Origin of the sequence: Neorhizobium sp. P12A, from assembly GCF_008365395.1 — a bacterium.
Taxonomy (GTDB): domain Bacteria; phylum Pseudomonadota; class Alphaproteobacteria; order Rhizobiales; family Rhizobiaceae; genus Rhizobium.
The window spans coordinates 322,249-339,461 of sequence record NZ_QOVX01000006.1; the positions used below are offsets into that span (position 1 = coordinate 322,249).

The 17,213-nt window shown below is 60.9% G+C and carries 19 protein-coding genes; 4 read left to right on the forward strand and 15 right to left on the reverse strand.

The features are described 5' to 3' along the window. Positions 1–14: 14 nt before the first annotated feature. The 4 genes from DTW90_RS19675 to DTW90_RS19690 are packed head-to-tail and all read right to left on the reverse strand — an operon-like array spanning position 15 to position 3,899. Complete coding sequence (locus tag DTW90_RS19675) at positions 15–842, reverse strand: ABC transporter ATP-binding protein (protein WP_149340373.1); 828 nt, start codon at positions 840–842, stop codon at positions 15–17. Between the two features lie 9 nt (positions 843–851). Next, positions 852–1,688: an ABC transporter permease subunit gene (locus tag DTW90_RS19680; protein ID WP_149340375.1), complete on the reverse strand. Its 837-nt coding sequence runs from the start codon at positions 1,686–1,688 to the stop codon at positions 852–854. Between the two features lie 31 nt (positions 1,689–1,719). After that, complete coding sequence (ssuD, locus tag DTW90_RS19685; RefSeq protein ID WP_149340377.1) at positions 1,720–2,895, reverse strand: FMNH2-dependent alkanesulfonate monooxygenase; 1,176 nt, start codon at positions 2,893–2,895, stop codon at positions 1,720–1,722. 35 nt (positions 2,896–2,930) lie between these two features. Next, complete coding sequence (locus DTW90_RS19690) at positions 2,931–3,899, reverse strand: aliphatic sulfonate ABC transporter substrate-binding protein (RefSeq protein WP_149340379.1); 969 nt, start codon at positions 3,897–3,899, stop codon at positions 2,931–2,933. Here DTW90_RS19690 and DTW90_RS19695 point away from each other — a divergent pair. Beyond that, a complete protein-coding gene (locus DTW90_RS19695) occupies positions 3,898–5,037 on the forward strand; it encodes an NAD(P)-dependent oxidoreductase (protein ID WP_281407581.1) in 1,140 nt (379 codons plus the stop codon). The two genes, DTW90_RS19690 and DTW90_RS19695, sit on opposite strands and share 2 nt — an antisense overlap. Positions 5,038–5,094: 57 nt before the next feature. On the opposite strand, the gene DTW90_RS19700 is transcribed toward DTW90_RS19695, so the two are convergent. Beyond that, the gene (locus DTW90_RS19700; protein ID WP_149340383.1) at positions 5,095–5,856 is read right to left on the reverse strand and encodes a DUF899 domain-containing protein; all 762 of its coding nucleotides are present in this window, start codon (positions 5,854–5,856) and stop codon (positions 5,095–5,097) included. A gap of 394 nt (positions 5,857–6,250) precedes the next feature. Between DTW90_RS19700 and DTW90_RS19705 the strand changes: the two genes are divergently transcribed. Next, a complete protein-coding gene (locus DTW90_RS19705; RefSeq protein WP_188079985.1) occupies positions 6,251–6,772 on the forward strand; it encodes a transglutaminase-like cysteine peptidase in 522 nt (173 codons plus the stop codon). Positions 6,773–6,824: 52 nt separating this feature from the next. On the opposite strand, the gene DTW90_RS19710 is transcribed toward DTW90_RS19705, so the two are convergent. The 8 genes from DTW90_RS19710 to DTW90_RS19745 all read right to left on the reverse strand — a co-directional run bounded on the left by DTW90_RS19710 (position 6,825) and on the right by DTW90_RS19745 (position 13,146). Then, on the reverse strand, positions 6,825–7,526 hold the full coding sequence (locus DTW90_RS19710) for a polysaccharide deacetylase family protein (RefSeq protein WP_149340387.1): 702 nt from the start codon (positions 7,524–7,526) through the stop codon (positions 6,825–6,827). Between the two features lie 10 nt (positions 7,527–7,536). Next, positions 7,537–8,262, reverse strand: coding sequence for a glycosyltransferase family 25 protein (locus DTW90_RS19715; protein ID WP_188079994.1), 726 nt, complete (start codon positions 8,260–8,262; stop codon positions 7,537–7,539). A 271-nt stretch (positions 8,263–8,533) separates the two neighbouring features. Further along, complete coding sequence (locus tag DTW90_RS19720; RefSeq protein WP_132524089.1) at positions 8,534–9,151, reverse strand: hypothetical protein; 618 nt, start codon at positions 9,149–9,151, stop codon at positions 8,534–8,536. Positions 9,152–9,238: 87 nt separating this feature from the next. Continuing rightward, positions 9,239–10,618, reverse strand: a complete 1,380-nt coding sequence (locus DTW90_RS19725) for a HAMP domain-containing sensor histidine kinase (RefSeq protein ID WP_149340391.1) — start codon at positions 10,616–10,618, stop codon at positions 9,239–9,241. Continuing rightward, positions 10,615–11,271, reverse strand: a complete 657-nt coding sequence (locus DTW90_RS19730) for a response regulator transcription factor (RefSeq protein WP_132524087.1) — start codon at positions 11,269–11,271, stop codon at positions 10,615–10,617. The genes DTW90_RS19725 and DTW90_RS19730 overlap by 4 nt, the downstream gene beginning before the upstream one ends. 115 nt (positions 11,272–11,386) lie before the next feature. Then, on the reverse strand, positions 11,387–11,875 hold the full coding sequence (locus DTW90_RS19735; RefSeq protein WP_132524086.1) for an Lrp/AsnC family transcriptional regulator: 489 nt from the start codon (positions 11,873–11,875) through the stop codon (positions 11,387–11,389). A gap of 66 nt (positions 11,876–11,941) precedes the next feature. Next, positions 11,942–12,595, reverse strand: coding sequence for a uracil-DNA glycosylase family protein (locus DTW90_RS19740; protein ID WP_149340393.1), 654 nt, complete (start codon positions 12,593–12,595; stop codon positions 11,942–11,944). Continuing rightward, positions 12,586–13,146, reverse strand: a complete 561-nt coding sequence (locus DTW90_RS19745) for a thermonuclease family protein (RefSeq protein ID WP_149340395.1) — start codon at positions 13,144–13,146, stop codon at positions 12,586–12,588. Before DTW90_RS19745 ends, DTW90_RS19740 begins: the two co-directional genes overlap by 10 nt. A 124-nt stretch (positions 13,147–13,270) precedes the next feature. On the opposite strand from DTW90_RS19745, the gene DTW90_RS19750 reads away from it, so the two are divergent. Next, complete coding sequence (locus DTW90_RS19750; RefSeq protein ID WP_132524198.1) at positions 13,271–14,800, forward strand: HAMP domain-containing sensor histidine kinase; 1,530 nt, start codon at positions 13,271–13,273, stop codon at positions 14,798–14,800. Here DTW90_RS19750 and DTW90_RS19755 read toward each other — a convergent pair whose 3' ends face one another. Next, on the reverse strand, positions 14,801–15,184 hold the full coding sequence (locus DTW90_RS19755) for a diacylglycerol kinase (protein WP_149340467.1): 384 nt from the start codon (positions 15,182–15,184) through the stop codon (positions 14,801–14,803). It abuts the gene before it with no gap. Between the two features lie 96 nt (positions 15,185–15,280). Further along, entirely contained in the window at positions 15,281–16,297 is a 1,017-nt protein-coding gene (cobT, locus tag DTW90_RS19760) for a nicotinate-nucleotide--dimethylbenzimidazole phosphoribosyltransferase (protein ID WP_149340396.1), read from the reverse strand. A gap of 126 nt (positions 16,298–16,423) precedes the next feature. Between cobT and DTW90_RS19765 the strand changes: the two genes are divergently transcribed. Further along, a complete protein-coding gene (locus tag DTW90_RS19765) occupies positions 16,424–17,206 on the forward strand; it encodes an adenosylcobinamide-GDP ribazoletransferase (protein ID WP_149340398.1) in 783 nt (260 codons plus the stop codon). Positions 17,207–17,213 lie beyond the last annotated feature (7 nt).

Sequence of the window (17,213 nt, forward strand, 5' to 3'; positions counted from 1 at the left end):
GAGAACCTATGGGTTCAGTGCCTGCCATCCTTGCCCAGGATCGCCGCCAGCAACTGCCCTTCCAGTTTTGCCAGTTCGGGGTTGCCATGCCGCCGGGGATGCGGCTGCGGCACGGGGAGATCGAGCGCAATACGCCCCTCCTCCAGCACCACGACCCGGTCGGCCAGATGAACCGCCTCGCTGACATCGTGGGTGACGAGGACGGCGGTGAAGCCGAGTTCGCGCCAGACGCGATTGAGCAGTTCCTGCATGCTGATACGGGTCAGCGCATCAAGCGCGCCCAGCGGCTCGTCCAGCGCCAGAATATCCGGCTTGCTGACCAGCGCGCGGGCAAGCGCCACGCGCTGCTTCTGCCCGCCGGAAAGCCGTGAAGGCCACTCGCCTGCCTTCTCGGCAAGCTGCACCTCCGATAGCACGGCCGCGGACTGTCGATCAGCCGCAAGCTTCGGCACGCCCTCGCCGAGGCCAACGGTGACGTTGTCGGCAACGGTCAGCCAGGGCAACAGCCGGGGCTCCTGAAAGACGATACGGGCATTTGGCAGGGCAGCTGCGCCACCCTCGTCCTTGAAGGCGATCGTGCCGGATGTCGGCTCATCCAGACCCATGAGGATGCGCAGCAGCGTGCTCTTGCCGCAACCGCTCTTGCCGATCACGGCCACGAACTGGCCGGCCGGGATATCGAGATCGATGCCCCGCAGCACGCGGTTGCCGCCAAAACTCTTCTCCAGCCCCCGGATGCGGATACCGGCGGCACCCGAATACGGGGCAGCGTCACCTATGCCACCGATCGGAGACAAGGCATCTTCGACCGAGTGAAAGCGTTCGTTCGCTACTGATATCATGATCCGTCCTCAGCCCTGATATACCGGGTTCCAGCGCAGCATCCGCCGCTCCAGTGTCTTAGCGACGATATCGGCGACCTTGCCGAGCACCGCGTAGACGACCAGCGACAGCACCACGACATCGGTCATCATGAATTCGCGGGCATTGTTCGCCATATGGCCGATGCCCGACGATGCAGCGATCGATTCCGAGACGATCAGCGTCAGCCACATGATGCCGAGCGCATAGCGCAGGCCGACGAAAATCGAGGGCAGCGCGCCGGGAAAGATCACCTTGCGGAACAGCGTCCAGCTGCTCATGCCATAGACGCGCCCCATCTCGATCAGGTCGCGGTCGACATTGCGCACGCCGTGATAGGTGTTGAGATAGACCGGGAAGAGCACGCCGAGGGCGGTCAGGAACAGCTTCGATTCCTCCCCAATGCCGAACCAGAGGATGACGAGCGGGATCATCGCAAGATGCGGTATTGTTCTGAGCATCTGCAACGTCGTATCCGTCAGTTGCTCCGAAAGCCGCGACACGCCGTTGGCAATACCCAGCAGGAATCCAATCGTTCCGCCGACCAGCAGGCCGGCAAAGGCGCGTCCTGAACTAACGAGGATATCCCAGGGCAACTGGCCCGACGAGGTCGTCTGCCAGAAGGCAAGCACGACGTCGACAGGCGACGGCATGGTGCGCGAGGAGATCCAACCTGCCGACGATCCCAGCTGCCAGGCGGCAACGACGACGATCGGCAGAAGGTAGGGCAGAAACGCCTGAGTGCTGACGGTTGGCCGAGGCAAGCGGGCGGTATGCGCCTTACCGCGCGCCTCCACCCGTGCGAATGACGTATCGAATGCCGACATGGAGAGCTCTCCTCGTTGTGCCAGGATCAGGTCAGGAGCCGGAGACGACCTTGAGATTGCCGCCATGGCTGCCGCCGCCGAAGACCTGCTTGCGGCCGAACTCGTTGCGGAAGCTCGTTCGCTGTTCCTCGCGACCAAGCCCCAATTGCGGGAAGAGTAGCTCGGCAACACGGTAGGCTTCTTCGAGATGCGGATAGCCTGAGCCGATCACCGTCTCGATGCCGATCTCCTGGTATTCGCGCAGGCGAGCGGCAATCGTCTTCGGCGAACCGACGAGCGCGGTACCCGCCCCGGCGCGCACGAGGCCGACGCCCGCCCAGAGGTTCGGGGAAACCTCCAGCTTGTCGCGGCGTCCGCCATGCAGCGCCGCCATGCGCTTCTGGCCGACGGAATCGGATTCCTTGACGAAGCGCTCCTGCGCTTCACGGATCGTCTCGTCGTCGAGATGGGAGATCAGCCGGTCCGCTGCGGCCCATGCCTCCTCGTCCGTCTCGCGCACGATGAAGTGGAGGCGGATGCCGAAACTGACTTCGCGCCCTTTCAGCGCTGCAGCGGCACGAACCCTCACGATCTTCTCGGCAACCTGCGCCGGCGGCTCGCCCCAGGTCAGGTACTTGTCGACGCGACCGACCGAGAAATCGATACCGGCATCCGAGGAGCCGCCGAAATAAAGCGGCGGACGCGGCGACTGAATTGGCGGCAGACCGAGCCGGGCACCCGTCGCCTTGATGTATTTGCCGTCGAACGTCGCGCTGCCCGTCTCCATCAGCTCCTGGAAGACGGTGAAGAATTCGTCGGCATGCGCATAGCGCTCGTCATGTTCCAGATAGATGCCGTCGCCGGCAAGCTCGCCAGGGCTGCCGCCGACGACGATATTGAGGAGCAGGCGACCGTTGGACACACGATCGAGCGTCGATGCTAGGCGCGCATAATAGGCCGGCGAAGCGGTGCCGGGACGAATGGCGACAAGGAATTTCAGCTTCTGCGTATGGGCAGACAGTGCCGCCGCAGTCACGAAGGACTCTTCGCAGGATACGCCGGTCGGCAAGAGCACGCCGGAAAAGCCGAGTCGGTCAACGGCTTGAGCGATCTGCGTCAGGTAGCCGATCTCGGGCCCGCGGTTCAGCTCGGAGGAGCCGAGATAGGCACCGTCACCCGAAGTCGGGATGAACCACAGGAAGTCGATGGGTTTGGAAGTTGCAGTCATGGTCTTTGTCCTCTCTCCGTGGTCAGGGAAAACGATCAGCTGGCCTTCTGATGCCAGACGACGTCGCCGATCTTCAGCTTCTTCGGCACGATCCCGAGTGCGTAGAACTCGTCCGCAAGGCCCTGTTGATAGGCGACCGCATCGTCGGTGATGGTCGAAACGCTGCCGAGATCAGCACCCGGACGGGTCAGCGTGATGCGCGTGACGTCTGCCGGGACACCGGTCAACTGGGCGAGCGCGGTCGTGGTATCGTCGAGGTCCGACTGCGCTACCTTGCCCACCTTGGCCAATTCATCGATGACATCGGTGATGACCTGTGGATTGGCCTTGGTGAAATCGCCATTCGCCAGGAAGAAGCTATAGGAATCGACGATGCCTCGTGCAGTCGCAAGAATGCGCGTATCCGGATCGGCTTCCGCGATGGCAAGGTAAGGATCCCAGATCGACCAGGCATCGATGCTGCCGGTCTTGAAGGCGGCTGCCGCATCCGGCGGCGCAAGGTCGATCTGCTGGACATCTTCGGGCTTCAATCCGCCCTTGCGCAGCGCCTTGACGGCAACGTTATGCGCACTCGATCCGCGCTTGAACGCCAGCTTCTTTCCCTTGAGATCGGCAAGCGACTGGATCGGCGAATCCTTGCGAACCAATATCGCCGACCCCTCCGGGCTGCCCTTGTAGAGGCCGACATAGAGCAGATTTCCGTTGGCCGCCTGGGCAAAGAGTGGCGGCACGTCGCCTGTTGCGCCGAAATCGAGCGCACCGGCGCCGAGCGCTTCCAGAAGCGGCGGACCGGACGTGAACTCGGACCACTCGACGGAAATCCCCCGGTCGGCAAGCCTCTTCTCCAGCGCACCCTTGCGATTGGCGAGTGCCAGCACGCCATTCTTCTGCCAGCCGATCCGGAAAGTCGTCGCAACGGCAGCGCGCGCCGGACGGATAGAGGGCAAGAGAGCGACTGAAGCCGCAGCACCGAAAAGACCAAGCGTTTGCCTGCGCGAAATCATGAAAGTCCCCTTTCCCATTGCGAACGAAACACCGCGATCACCGCGGCGGCTTGTCACGAGTACAGGGTTTCAAAATCTATGGATTATATCGACAATAGAATTTGTGAATTTTAGCCAATTCTGTGAAATTGAATTCCGCCTTGAGTCTCAATCGCAAAATTCTCTTCCATGTTTCGCGTGGCAGGCCAGTCGGACAGGAAATCGCACTTTCGTCTCCAGCCCCTTTCGGCTAAGCCTCTCGCAAAGGCTTCGAAGGAGATATGGAATGGCGAAAGTCGCTTTTATCGGCATGGGTGTCATGGGCTATCCGATGGCGGGGCACCTGATGGTCAAGGGCGGGCACGAGGTGACGGTCTATAACCGCACTGCCGCCAAGGCCGAACAGTGGGTCAAGCAGTATGGCGGCAAATCCGCTGCGACGCCGGCTACGGCCGCCGAAGGCGCCGACTTCGTCTTTACCTGCGTCGGCAATGACGACGATCTTCGTTCCGTTACCGTTGGCAAGGACGGCGTCCTCTCCGGCATGAAGGCAGGCGCCATCCTGATCGACAACACCACGGCCAGCGCCGAAGTCGCCCGCGAACTTCACGCTGCGGCGAAGGAAAAGGGCTGCGGCTTCATCGACGCCCCCGTCTCCGGCGGCCAGGCCGGCGCGGAAAACGGCGTGCTGACCGTCATGTGTGGCGGCGATGAAGCGACCTTCGAAAAGGCAAAGCCCGTCATCGACGCCTATGCGCGCATGGTCGGCTTGATGGGTGATGTCGGCGCCGGACAGCTGACCAAGATGATCAACCAGATCTGCATCGCCGGCGTCGTTCAGGGCCTTGCCGAAGGCATTCATTTCGGCAAGCAGGCCGGCCTCGACATCGAAAAGGTCGTCGACGTCATCTCCAAGGGCGCAGCCGGTTCCTGGCAGATGGAAAACCGCCACAAGACGATGAATGCAGGCAAATACGATTTCGGCTTTGCCGTCGACTGGATGCGCAAGGACCTTGACATCGTGCTGACGGAAGCCCGTCGCAACGGCGCCAAGCTCCCGGTAACCGCCCTCGTCGACCAGTTCTACGGCGACGTACAGCAGATGGGCGGCAATCGTTGGGATACGTCCTCGCTGCTCGCAAGGCTGGACAGAAAGTAATCTGCCGCAGCTCTTGCGCTATCGGCACACCGGAATAGGCAAACTGACGCGACTGCGTCAGTTTCGGAACGCCGCCTCGCCGGCGTCTGACACCTCGACCCATTTCCTGTCGGGCGCTGCGTCCGGGACGTAGCTGTCGTGCCAGTTCCACCACTTGTAGGTTGGGGTCTGGGGATAGCCTTGAGGCGAATCTTCCCAGGCCTCCTGCCGGCCAAGCGGCGTAATGTCGAGATAGTTCCAGGTACCGCCCATTTGCTCATCGCCGCGGTTGTTGATGAAGTAGGTGCGAAAGATACGGTCGCCGTCGCGGTAGAACACGTTCGTGCCGTGCCACTCGCCCACATCGAAGTCGGTATCGAAGCTGTCCGTGATCGTGAACCACGGCATCTCCCAGCCCATCCGCGCCTTTAGCCGGGCGATATCCGCCTGAGGCGCGCGCGAGACGAAGACGAGCGTGGTATCACGGGCGTTCAGATGTGCAAGGTGAGCGACCTGGTCGGCCACCATGGAACAACCGCGGCAGGCCTGGTCGGGCCAGCCGTGTACGCCCGGTTCGAAGAAGGCGCGATAGACGATCAGTTGATGCCGACCTTCGAACAGATCAAGCAAACTTGCTTTGCCGGCAGGCCCTTCGAACACATAGCTTTTCTCGACGGCCATCCACGGCATTCGCCGACGCTCGGCAGCCAATGCGTCACGCGCCCGGGTATGGGCCTTTTCCTTCAAGAGCAATTGCTCGCGGGCTGCCTCCCATGCCTGCTGCGAGACGACCGGCGGCATCTGCATGGTCGATCTTCCGTTTTCGGTTGATGTCGTCATGGCTTTCGAAACCTCCAGATTTGCGAAAATTCCCGCGCCTAGCGGCTGAAGCGGGATATTGTCCGCTTCGCTGCTCGTCGCTGGTTGCGGACCATCAGAATAGTAGATGGGGCAGTCTGTCGTGGAGTCGATGGCTGCGCTCGAAGCGGGGATTTCCGCTGCGGCAACGGAAGCGAAATCGGAAGCCGTTCCGCTGCGCCATATCGGCACGCTCCAAAAATAGACAGATCGATCAAATTTTAAGGAATGAACTCAAGGTTCCCAAATATCTCCTTGCTATCTTGCACCTACATTCGGTGTGAGGTGTCAAATGATCCCGCAAATACTTCGTTCTTACTATAAAGCACCCGCAATTGCTGTATCGGTTTCGCTTGCTATATTGCAGACGCCTGCAATGGCGGCGAGCCCAGCCTATATGCTGCGTGGCCTCGGCCATGAGATGGCCTTCATGAAGGAAGGCGCTCCGACGCTCGCGCCGTTCGCGCACATCAAGTTCTGCATGGCGTCGCCGCAGCAATGCGCGGCAGAAGATGGACCGCGAACCGTCGAAATGACCCGTGAGGCCCGCGAGACGATCTCCGCGATCAACCGCTCGGTCAATTCGTCGATCGCACCGCGCCTCGATCCGCCGGGCCAGGAAGTCTGGAAGACCGACACCGCGGAAGGCAGCTGCCACGACTACGCGGTAACGAAGCGGGAAAAGCTTCTGGCTGCAGGTTATTCCGCGAAAGCAGTAAGGCTCGCGGTCGCAAGAACCGGATCGGGCGAAGGCCACGCCGTCGTCGTGATCCGCACCAACGATGGCGATATGGTGCTGGACAACAGAACCAATGCGATCCGACGCTGGGATCACACGGACCTTCACTGGATCGAGATCGAATCCAGCGATGATCCGCATATGTGGAATGCCGTCTGATCAGAAACTATCGGCTTCGCATTTCCTGCCGCGGTTCAGCTACCGCGGCATTTCAGCCGGCAAGGCATTTCTTGAGGAAATGGACCCAGCTGTCGTTGCGCCGGACCGTTGCGCGCGGCAATCCGAAGGGATCATCGGCCTGGCGCGCCCTGCCCCGGCGCGTGGTGGTCGCCACGCGGTAACCCGCCTCATATGCCAAGACGCGATCCAGCGGCGTTTCGTCCCCATAGGGAAAACAGAACGACGACACGACCTCATCGAGCAGTTCCTCCAGCAATGCACGTGATTGGAGGATCTGCTTGCGCGCCTCCTCCACCGCCAGGTCAGGGAGGTGGACGTGGTCGAGCGTGTGCGAGCCCACTTCATGCCCGAGATCGACCCAGTCGCGCAGTTGCTCCAGCGACATGCATGGCGCCCAGGCGACGCCGTTCGGAGCATCCCATGCATTGCTGCCGCCGATCTGGTTGACGACGACAAAGTTCGTGGCGGTAAAGCCGAACTCCTGCAGCACGGGCAAGGCATGGTCGTAGACGTTCTCGTAGCTGTCGTCGAAGGTAATGGCCGCGACCTTGCCGCGCTTGGCGCCCTCGATATAGGGCAGCGCCTCCCGCAACGACAAACCCTGAAATCCAAGACGCTTCAGCCACTCCATCTGGCGGTAAAAGGCCTCGGGATCAACGACCATGCTTCTGAACGGCACCCGCCCCGAAGGCGGCACCGCGATCTGATGATACAACAGAATAGGAACTGCCACCGGCTGCCTCTCAGATGAACCGGGTCGAGCGCATGGCGATACGCGCGCGATAGAACGGCCGCAGCACCTCCTTTGCCAGCTTTTCCGTCAGCGTCTTGCGCCCCTTGATCGTGCTTCCGCCGAGCTGCGAAGAGATTTCGCTGACGCCGCCGGGCAATACCGCCAGAGGCGACAGCTGCGTAACCCACCCCATCTGAACCAGGGTGTCCACCGGCCGGTCGAAATGCGCCGTTGCCTGCAAGAGCCGGATGGCGGCATCGCGGCTGATCAGCTGCGCCACCATGCCGAGGCCAACCCTTCGCGGTTGGATCACGCTCGTCTCGCCGCTGATCAGAAGACTGTCGCCATGCTCCTTGCCCGTCCGGAACGGAAAGCGAATGAATGCGCCGGGGGCAAGACACGCACTCGCTGCGGCAAAGGCCGTGGCAAAGGAAGGCTCCAGGTCGACGTCGTCCTCAATGACGAAGCCGGCATCAAGGTCCTGTTTCACGATCTCTGCCCATGCCTTGCGGTGCGACAGGAAACAGGCGATTTCGCCGACGCTCATCTGGAAAGGATAGCGCGGCTGATGCAGATGGCGGCGATAGAAAAGGTCGATCTCCGCCTTGGTCAACTCATTCCCGTCCACGGCCTCGATGATTTCAGCTGGAACCGGCAGCGTGGTCATGAGCTTGTCGACCTGCGGTTGGCGCTCGACGGCCCGGTCCAGGTGGACGATGAACGCCCTGATCTCCAGGGACCGCACCGGCTTCAGGCTTGTCACCGACCGGTCATAGGGCCGATCCACCACCTCACCGCGTCTTTCGAGCGGGGCGGTTTGCGGGAAATCAAGTTCGTGAATCTGCATTTGAAGGTCCTTGCAATAGCTTACAAGGACCCTCTAGCAACCGGGCATGATTGCCATCTTAGGTAAACGTGAAGCGAAACTGAAAACCTGGCCTATAATATTCCGTAGATGGCGCATGGCTGAGGCGTGGCTGAAATCACGATGAAAACCAACGGGATCGCTAGATGAGCAGACTGATGCGGCCGCTGGCTACCTTGTCCTCCACCCAGCGGCGCTCGTCGCCCCAGGCATGGCGCTTCCATCCTTCCCAGCTGAAGCCGCAGAGCTTGACGTCGCAGGTCTCGCCCGGAAAAGTCTTGAGAATATAACGGATGCCGAAGTAGCCGGTGCTGGGAAACACTTCGCGCATGTCAGGCTCAGGGATGCCGAGCTCCGCACAGCCGTCGAGATAGAAATGCGGCGGCATGATGCGGATTTCCTTTCCCGCTGACCCGACAAGCTCGATCGTCCGCGTCGTCCAGTCGGACCGCCTGCCCTTCAGCCGCGATAGCATGTTCGGCTTCGGATGATAGTCCCGGATGATGCTTGGATGATAGGCAAGCATGACCTCTTTCGCCGCCATGAATGTCGGGCTCTGCAGAAAGGCCCGGTCGCCCAGCCGCCGCTGCATCGGCTTGCTCGAGGTCGCGAGCATCAGCAGGTCCGTTCGCGTCCCGCTGAGGCCGATGGACATTTTCGGCTCGTTGAAACGCATGGTGAAGTCGGCCGCATCGACGATCGACGAGAGATCGCGGGACAGCTGTCCGTTTCCAATGATGATGATTGTCTTGCGCGTCAAACCGCCGGCGCCCTGCTTTGAATATAGGGACCGCCTAGCAACTCGCGATGAAGCCGGGATGAGCCGAAAATGAGGCGGGGCTGAGCGTCAGGCCGCGGATGGAATGAGCAGGTCCACCGTCAGTCCCTGCTCCCATTGCGGCGCCTTCAGATCGACCTTCGCAGACAGCCTGCCGGCAATATCGGCCACGATGGCAAGGCCGAGCCCTGCACCCTCGGTCTGCAGTGTATCCACCCGGTAGAACCGCTGGAAAACCGCCTCATGCTGCTCTGCCGGAATGCCGGGGCCTGTATCGCTGATGACAAGTCGGCATTCGCCATTGTGATGCGTGACCGAGATTTCGATCTTGCCTCCTGCCGGCGTATATTTGATCGCATTGTCGATGAGGTTGCCGACCATGGTGCGCAGCAGGGACTCATCCGCCTGGACCTCTGCCGCCTCGTCCCCCTGAAGAGAGATATCAAGCTTCTTCGCCGTTATGATCGTGCCGAAGCCGGCAATAATGGAGGCGACCAGATGATAGACCTGGATAGCCTCCACCTTCAGCGGATGATGGCTGACGCGCGCAAGCCTGAGAAGCTGCTCGATCAAGTGCATGGCGCGATCATTGCTGGCGACGAGATCCGCCATGATCGCCTGCCGCTCCTTTTCGTCATCCGTGTCGCGCAGCATCTGCAGCAGCAGCCGCACGCCGGCCTGCGGCGTACGCAGCTCATGGGCGGCAAGATCGGAAAAGCGGCGCTCCATCGTCAGCGATCGGCTGAGCTTGTCGAGGAGCTGGTTGATCGAGCTGCCGAGCGGCAGCAAGTCGCGCGGCAGGCCCTCGATCGGGATTGCCGAGAGGTCGTCCGGCGAGCGCAGCCTGATATGCCGGACCAGCCCGCGGATCGGCGCCAAACCGCTATTGATCCCAAGCCAGATCAGGAATGCGATGATCGGAATGAGGATAACCAGCGGATAGGAAAGATTGAGCAGGATGTTGGAAACGAGCGTCTGACGCAAGGCAAGCTTTTCGCCGACTTCCATGACGATGGTCGTATTCGGTATGGGCAGCGAATAGACCCGCCACCTTTGTCCCTTGTAGGTAAGCGTCGTGAACCCGACCTTCTGGTCCGGCACCTCCTTAGGAAAGGCGTTGCTGGTGTAAAAGCGGATCCGCCCATCCTTCCATGCCCGCATCATATGGGCGTCGGCATAGTCGTCAGCGTCCTCGTTGAAGGAAAGCTGATTGTCCATGGCGAAATCGATATCGTCGATCCGGCGCGACGGGTCGTCGGTAGGACGCTGCAGCGGCCGCTGCAAAAGCCCCCAGAAGATGTTCGCCTCGTCGATCAGCTGGGCATCGTAGATATTGTCGATCTCATGCCGGGCACTCTTGAACGCGAGAAAGCCGATGACGGCGATCGTGATGACGACGACCGGTGCAATGCGCAGGAAAAGCTTGCGCGTGAGCGTGGTGCTGGTCATCGCTCGATCATGTAGCCGACGCCCCGGATCGATTTTATGAACTCGGCGCCGAGCTTCTTGCGCAGATTGTAGATCGTCACCTCGGTCGTGTTGCTCTCGACCGCGCTGTCGGCGTCATAGAGCGCGTATTCTATGTCGTTCTTGGTGACATATCGCCCACAACGCTCCATCAGCAGCTTCAGCAGCTGGAACTCCTTGGCGGTCATGTGGATCTGGTTGCCATTCTTGCGAACGACCATCGCAGCCGGATCCGCCTCGACGTCGCCGGAGCGCAAGATCGGCTCGATACGGCCCTGCCGGCGCCTGATCAGCGCGCGAAGGCGGGCCAGAAGCTCATCGAGATCGAATGGCTTGCCCATGTAGTCATCGGCGCCCTGATCCAGGCCCTCGACCTTCTGGACGACGGTGTCGAGCGCCGTCAGCATCATGACGGGCAACGGATTGCCCATGCGCCGCAAGGTCTGCAGCACCGCAATGCCGTTCAGCTTCGGAAGATTGATATCGAGCAGCATCGCGACGAAGTCGGAATTCTCGGCCGAAACGAGTGCCGCCTCGCCGTCGCGCACCCAGTCCACGCCATAAGCATGTTTTTCAAGGGCGCGTTTCAGAGAAGATCCGAGAATCTGGTCGTCTTCGACAAGCAGGATGCGCACGTTTTCTTCGCCCCAAAAGCCACAACAGCTTCAACGGCGGTATTTTCGGCCTGCGGTATTTTTAAGGCTGAAATTCCGCCGCAAGCCGAATCTAGCACAAAACTCTATCGACCGCTTAATCCTCGTTCGACTTGGCATTTTCCAGCATCATGTAGTCGAGCGGCAGCTGCGTCGAATACTTGATCTGTTCCATTGCAAAAGCCGAGGAAACGTCGCGGATTTCGATCTTTGCGATCATGCGCTTGTAGAAGGCGTCATAGGCCGCGATGTCGGGCACGACGACCCTGAGAAGATAGTCCACGTCGCCGCTCATGCGGTAGAATTCCACCACTTCCGGGAAATCGGCAACCACTTCGGAGAAGCGCTTCAGCCATTCGATCGAGTGGCTGTTGGTGCGGATCGAGACGAAGACGGTGACCTTGGTATTGACCTTCTCGGGGTCGAGCAATGCCACCCTGCCGCGGATGACACCGTCCTCTTCCATCTTCTGGATACGTCGCCAGCACGGCGTCGTCGAAAGCCCGACCTTCTTTGCAAGGTCGGCCACGGCCAGAGTGGAATCCTCCTGCAACAGGCGCAGGATTTTGCGGTCGAGACGGTCCATCCCCAATGTCCTTTCGAAATATATTCTCTGTATACCGCGATTCCGGCGAGAGAAAAGAAACTTGTTTCAAGAAATTAGAAATTTCACACGTTCCCGCAATATCGGCAGCAATTCCGCTTCGAACCACGGATGACGCTTCAGCCAGCCGCTGTTGCGCCAACTCGGATGCGGAAGAGGCAAAATTGCCGGTGAAACGTTCGTGTGGAGATAACGCTGCCAGTTCGAAACGGTTTCGGTCACCGACCCCATGCGCTGAGCGCCGAGATGCCAGGCCTGGGCATATTGGCCGATCGCGATGACAAGCTCGATCTGCGGCATTGCGCCTAAAGTCTTGCGCCTCCAGAGCGGTGCGCATTCGCGCCGCGGCGGCAGATCGCCGCCCTTGGCATCGTAGCCGGGAAAGCAGAACCCCATCGGCACGATCGCGAAATGATCGGAGTTGTAGAAGCTGTCGCGATCGACCGCGAGCCACTGTCGCAGCCTGTCGCCGGAAGCATCATTGAACGGCAAGCCGCTCTCGTGCACGCGCAGGCCAGGCGCCTGACCTGCAATCAGAATCCGCGCCCTCGCCGAAAGTACGGGCACAGGCCTCGGTTCATGCGGCAACCGATATTCAGGCCCCCGCGTCGGCGCATCACGACAGACCCGGCAGGCCGTGATCTCACGATGGAGGGCCTGAAGCTCGGCCTCCCGGTCGCTTTCGTCAGCTATCAATCCCATATTGTCAGTCTCTTCAGAATGTCGACTACCCCGCCCAAGGGATCGTCCCGCACTCGGGCTGCTTCGCGGCGATAGTCCTGCGGCCTTTCGAATGTCCCCGCCCAAAGGCCTGATTTTGCCTCCCGGGCCTTCGCCTGCTCAGCCGCATAGCCGCCATAGGAAACCGCCATGCCGCGCAACACCATCTCGCCGTTGATATCAGTGTCGCCCATTCGGCAAGTCACCAGCAGGCGACCGTATCGATCCCGCTTGTCGCCGCGGCAATCCACCGATCCGCCCGCGAGAAGCTTAACGAGCATGTCGCGCGCCGCCCGGCCGCAAGGCCAATCGGAACCGCCGCGCTCACATTGCTGCCGATACTCGGGTGAATCGATGCCGAGCAGCCGCAGCCGTTCGCCGCGCTGGTCGAGCGTATCACCGTCGATGGCATAAAATGCCCCGCTTTTAACCGCTTCCGGCTGATTGTTCATCTTCAATGCGAGAAGGCCGATCAGAGCAAGGAGAGCAAATGTGGTGATCCCGTCACGGAAAAGACGGGCGAATCGCGTCACGCTTCTGCCCCTTTGAGAAACAAATCCTTGGCAAAGATGGCAAACAAAACATTTCCCTGGCAGCATCTTCTTAAGGATTGGTCGCTAATCTGTACTCATCTGTAGGCGAAGTTTCAACGTGCACATGAGTACCGGCGTCAGCACATCGACAGATAAGATCATCGTCGACCGATCACGCAGCCACCGCAATAAGGCCGTCTCAAAGGCCGTGCGGCAAACGCGTGAGCGGCTGCAGTCTGGTAACATCGGCAGCTTCGACCGCGAAATCATGATGATGCATCTCGGCGCCATGGTCCAAGGCGCATCGCTGATGCCGCTCTTCGTCATCATCGTTGCAGCTCTCGGCGTCTACCTCACCGGCGACATGAGACTGCTTGCCTGGGCGCTGCTGACGCTGACCGCTCATGCGATCAACGTCGTGTTGAGCCAGCGCGTCAAGAAGCAGGATATTACCGCCGAAAGCGCTCGAAAATGGCGCGGTATCCTACTTGTCGGTCAGATCCTGGTCGGCTGCTGCTGGGCCCTCTTCGCCCTTAAGGGCTGCGCCGCCTGCAACGAGAACTCCTACACGCTCTACAAGGGCGCAACATTGCTGTTGGCGCTCTGCGTGATGGCAATGTCGAATTTCATGCTGCCGCGCGCCGTTCTCTTCGCTTTCGTGCCGACTGTCATGGCCCTGTGCTTCAAGGCCCTTCTGTCCCGCGGCATTCTCGATCTCAGCCTTACGGCGACCTTCTCTGCCGCTGTCATCTTCTTCGCCTTCATCACCGACCGTCTTTATCAATCGAACCTCAAGGTCCTGTCCTTCCAGTCGGAGAAGGATGACCTGATCGCCGAGCTCGAAGTGGCGAAATCCATGTCGGACGAAGCCCGTCGACGCGCGGAAGAGGCCAATCTCGCCAAATCCCGCTTCCTTGCCTCCATGTCGCATGAGCTCAGAACCCCGCTCAACGCCATTCTCGGCTTCTCCGAGGTCATGTCCCAGGAGGTGATGGGGCCGCTCAACAATCCGACCTACAAGGAATATACCAACGACATCCATCGTTCCGGCGAGCATCTGCTGAACCTCATCAACGAGATCCTCGACCTGTCGCGCATCGAGGCCGGGCGATACGAGCTGAACGAGGAAGCGATCTCGCTCCTGGAAGTCGCCGAGGACTGCATCGGCATGGTGCAGCTGCGCGCCCGCGCCAAGAACATCTCCGTCTCGCAGCAGTTCGAACCCCAGCTTCCCTCTGTCTGGGCCGACGAGAAGTCCTTGCGTCAGGTCATTCTCAACCTGCTCTCCAATGCGGTGAAATTCACGCCCCAGAACGGCGAAATTCACGTGAAGGTCGGCTGGACGGCAGGTGGCGGCCAGTATGTCGCGATCAAGGACAATGGCCCCGGCATTCCGGAGGAGGAAATCCCGGTCGTCCTCTCCGCCTTCGGTCAGGGCTCGATCGCGATCAAGAGCGCCGAACAGGGAACCGGCCTCGGTCTGCCCATCGTTCAGGCGATCCTCGCCAAGCACGACGGCCAGTTCATCCTGAAATCGAAACTGCGAGAAGGCACCGAGGTCATCGCCATCCTGCCGGCCAAGCGCGTGCTCCAGAGCCTTCCGGCCGTCGAGGACGCTCCATCCGTCGGAAAGCGCAAGAAGAGCTTCGCCTGATCAGCGGAAGAGCAAGTGCCCGCCGATCGTGAAGGCGAGATACAATCCACAGGCGACGATCATGCAGAAGACGGCGAAGGAACCGAGATCCTTCGCATATTTGCCGACATTGGAAATCTCGGGCGAGATGCGGTCGATGACTTCCTCGACCGCGGTGTTCATTGCCTCGATGGCGAAGAGGCCGAGGAACAGCAGCACCGCCACGAGGATTTCCGCCGGGCTTGCGCCAACCAGTACCAGCAAGACCAGCGCGACGACGAAGAAACCCAGCTCCTGGCGAAAGGCGGCCTCCTGCAGAAGGCGCAGGAAACCACCCCAGGAATAGCTTGCCGCGGCAAAGAAATGCCTGATGCCGGTCTCCTTGACCACGGCCGGTTTCGTCAGTTTTGCGTCCAAGTTGCGTCACTCTCCTGTTTTAGCAATCATGCGAATACCGTTTCACCCGGTTCTTCGCAAGTCGTGAACGTCCGGGCGTCCACCTCAGTGTTGATTGCTGACGCCTGCACTGGAGAACGTCGCCATGCCGGAATGGCAGGCTGCGGCCGCCTTGACGATACCGGCGGCGAGCGCTGCACCCGTCCCTTCGCCGAGCCGCATGCCGAGCGCGAGCAGCGGCGTCTTGCCGAGCTTCTCGATCGCCTTCAGATGCCCGGGCTCAGCAGAGACATGGCCGATCAGGCAATGGTCGAGCGCCGACGGATTGGCGGCCTTGAGGATGGATGCCGCGGCAGTCGCCACATATCCGTCGATGATGACAGGGATCCGCTCCATGCGGGCGGCGAGGATCGCACCGGCCATGGCGGCGATCTCGCGACCACCGAGGCGACGCAGGATTTCCAATGGATCGGAAAGATGATCGCGATGCAGCGCGACAGCCTTTTCGACCGCAGCGATCTTCCGCTGCAGCATCTCGCCTTCGGAACCGGTACCCGGCCCTACCCATTCGGCAGCCGTGCCGCCATAGAGAGCATAGTTAATCGCTGCGGCGATCGTCGTGTTGCCGATGCCCATCTCTCCGATGCACAGCAGATCGGTGCCGCCGGCAATCGCCTCCATGCCGAAGGCCATCGTCGCCGCACAGTCGCGCTCCGAAAGCGCCGGCTCCTCGGTGATATCGCCGGTCGGATAGTCGAGCGCCAGATCGAAAACCTTGAGGCCGAGATCATAGGCAACGCAGATCTGGTTGATCGCGGCACCGCCGGCTGCAAAGTTTTCCACCATCTGCTGCGTCACTTCGGGCGGAAACGGTGTGATCCCCTGGCGCGTCACGCCGTGATTGCCGGCAAAGATCGCGACCAGCGGCCGGTTGACGGCAGGCGAGCGGCCGGTCCAGGCAGCAAGCCAGAAGGCGATTTCTTCCAGGCGGCCGAGGGCACCCGGCGGCTTGGTGAGCTGCGCATCGCGCTCGCGGGCCGCCACAAGCGCCCGGGAATCCGGTCCCGGCAGATCGCGCAGCAGGGCGCGGAAATCGTCGAATGGAAGGCCGCTGACGCTCATGGATGCGTTTCCTTGTCTTTTGGTCTCAAATCAGGTCTCTTGCGTGCGACTCTATTAATGATGCAGGGCAGCGCGAACAACTCCAAAAGCGCCGACTGTTGTCGCAGGGACCACGGGAGAGAAGGGATGGCGGCTAAGGATTATCTCGACGACGTCGCGCGCGCGATCTCGTTCCTGAGCCGCATTCCGATCGCATCCTCTTATTTCGAAGGCTATGACGGCAATCTCGGCCGGGTCTCGCGCACCTTCCCGCTTGCCGGTGCCGTGATCGCCATGCCGGCTGCTGCGGTGCTCGGTCTCTTGCTGGCGCTGAATGCCGATCCGCTGATGGCGGCCCTGCTCACGCTCGGCGTTCAGACCCTGGTAACGGGGGCCCTGCACGAGGATGGGTTAAGCGACACGGCGGACGGCCTCGGCGGCGGCAAGGATCGCGATCGTGCTTTGCAGATCATGAAAGACAGCCGCATCGGCACCTATGGCGCCATCGCCCTCGTCCTCTCCTTCGGCATCCGGGCATCAGCGATTGCGGCTATCGGCCGCGATCTCCCTGCCCTGTCGGCCGCGCTGACGATACCGGCAGCAGCAGCCTTGAGCCGAGGCGCCCTCGTCTGGCACTGGGCGAGACTCCCCTCGGCTAAGGCGGAAGGTGTTGCGGCCGCCGCAGGACAGCCTGACGCGACCGCGCTGCGGACTGCGCTTGGTACTGCCGCTGTTCTTTTCGCTCTTCTGCTCTGGCCGGATTGGCATCTCCTGCCGCTGATCTGGGTCGCTCTCGTGGCGACAATCTGCACCACGCTGTTTACCACCTATATCGGCCGGCGCCTTTCCGGGCATACCGGCGACACCATCGGCGCGACGCAGCAGATTTGCGAAATCGCGGCTTTCTGCACTCTTGCCATGTGCCTTTGAACCCCCG

Coding starts and splice junctions, on each gene's coding strand:
- DTW90_RS19675 (WP_149340373.1), bottom strand. CDS start 842: ATGATATCAGTAGCGAACGAACGCTTTCACTCGGTCGAAGATGCCTTG.
- DTW90_RS19680 (WP_149340375.1), bottom strand. CDS start 1,688: ATGTCGGCATTCGATACGTCATTCGCACGGGTGGAGGCGCGCGGTAAG.
- ssuD (WP_149340377.1), bottom strand. CDS start 2,895: ATGACTGCAACTTCCAAACCCATCGACTTCCTGTGGTTCATCCCGACT.
- DTW90_RS19695 (WP_281407581.1), top strand. CDS start 3,898: ATGAAAGTCCCCTTTCCCATTGCGAACGAAACACCGCGATCACCGCGG.
- DTW90_RS19690 (WP_149340379.1), bottom strand. CDS start 3,899: ATGATTTCGCGCAGGCAAACGCTTGGTCTTTTCGGTGCTGCGGCTTCA.
- DTW90_RS19700 (WP_149340383.1), bottom strand. CDS start 5,856: ATGACGACATCAACCGAAAACGGAAGATCGACCATGCAGATGCCGCCG.
- DTW90_RS19705 (WP_188079985.1), top strand. CDS start 6,251: ATGGCGGCGAGCCCAGCCTATATGCTGCGTGGCCTCGGCCATGAGATG.
- DTW90_RS19725 (WP_149340391.1), bottom strand. CDS start 10,618: ATGACCAGCACCACGCTCACGCGCAAGCTTTTCCTGCGCATTGCACCG.
- DTW90_RS19735 (WP_132524086.1), bottom strand. CDS start 11,875: ATGGACCGTCTCGACCGCAAAATCCTGCGCCTGTTGCAGGAGGATTCC.
- DTW90_RS19740 (WP_149340393.1), bottom strand. CDS start 12,595: ATGGGATTGATAGCTGACGAAAGCGACCGGGAGGCCGAGCTTCAGGCC.
- DTW90_RS19750 (WP_132524198.1), top strand. CDS start 13,271: ATGAGTACCGGCGTCAGCACATCGACAGATAAGATCATCGTCGACCGA.
- cobT (WP_149340396.1), bottom strand. CDS start 16,297: ATGAGCGTCAGCGGCCTTCCATTCGACGATTTCCGCGCCCTGCTGCGC.
- DTW90_RS19765 (WP_149340398.1), top strand. CDS start 16,424: ATGGCGGCTAAGGATTATCTCGACGACGTCGCGCGCGCGATCTCGTTC.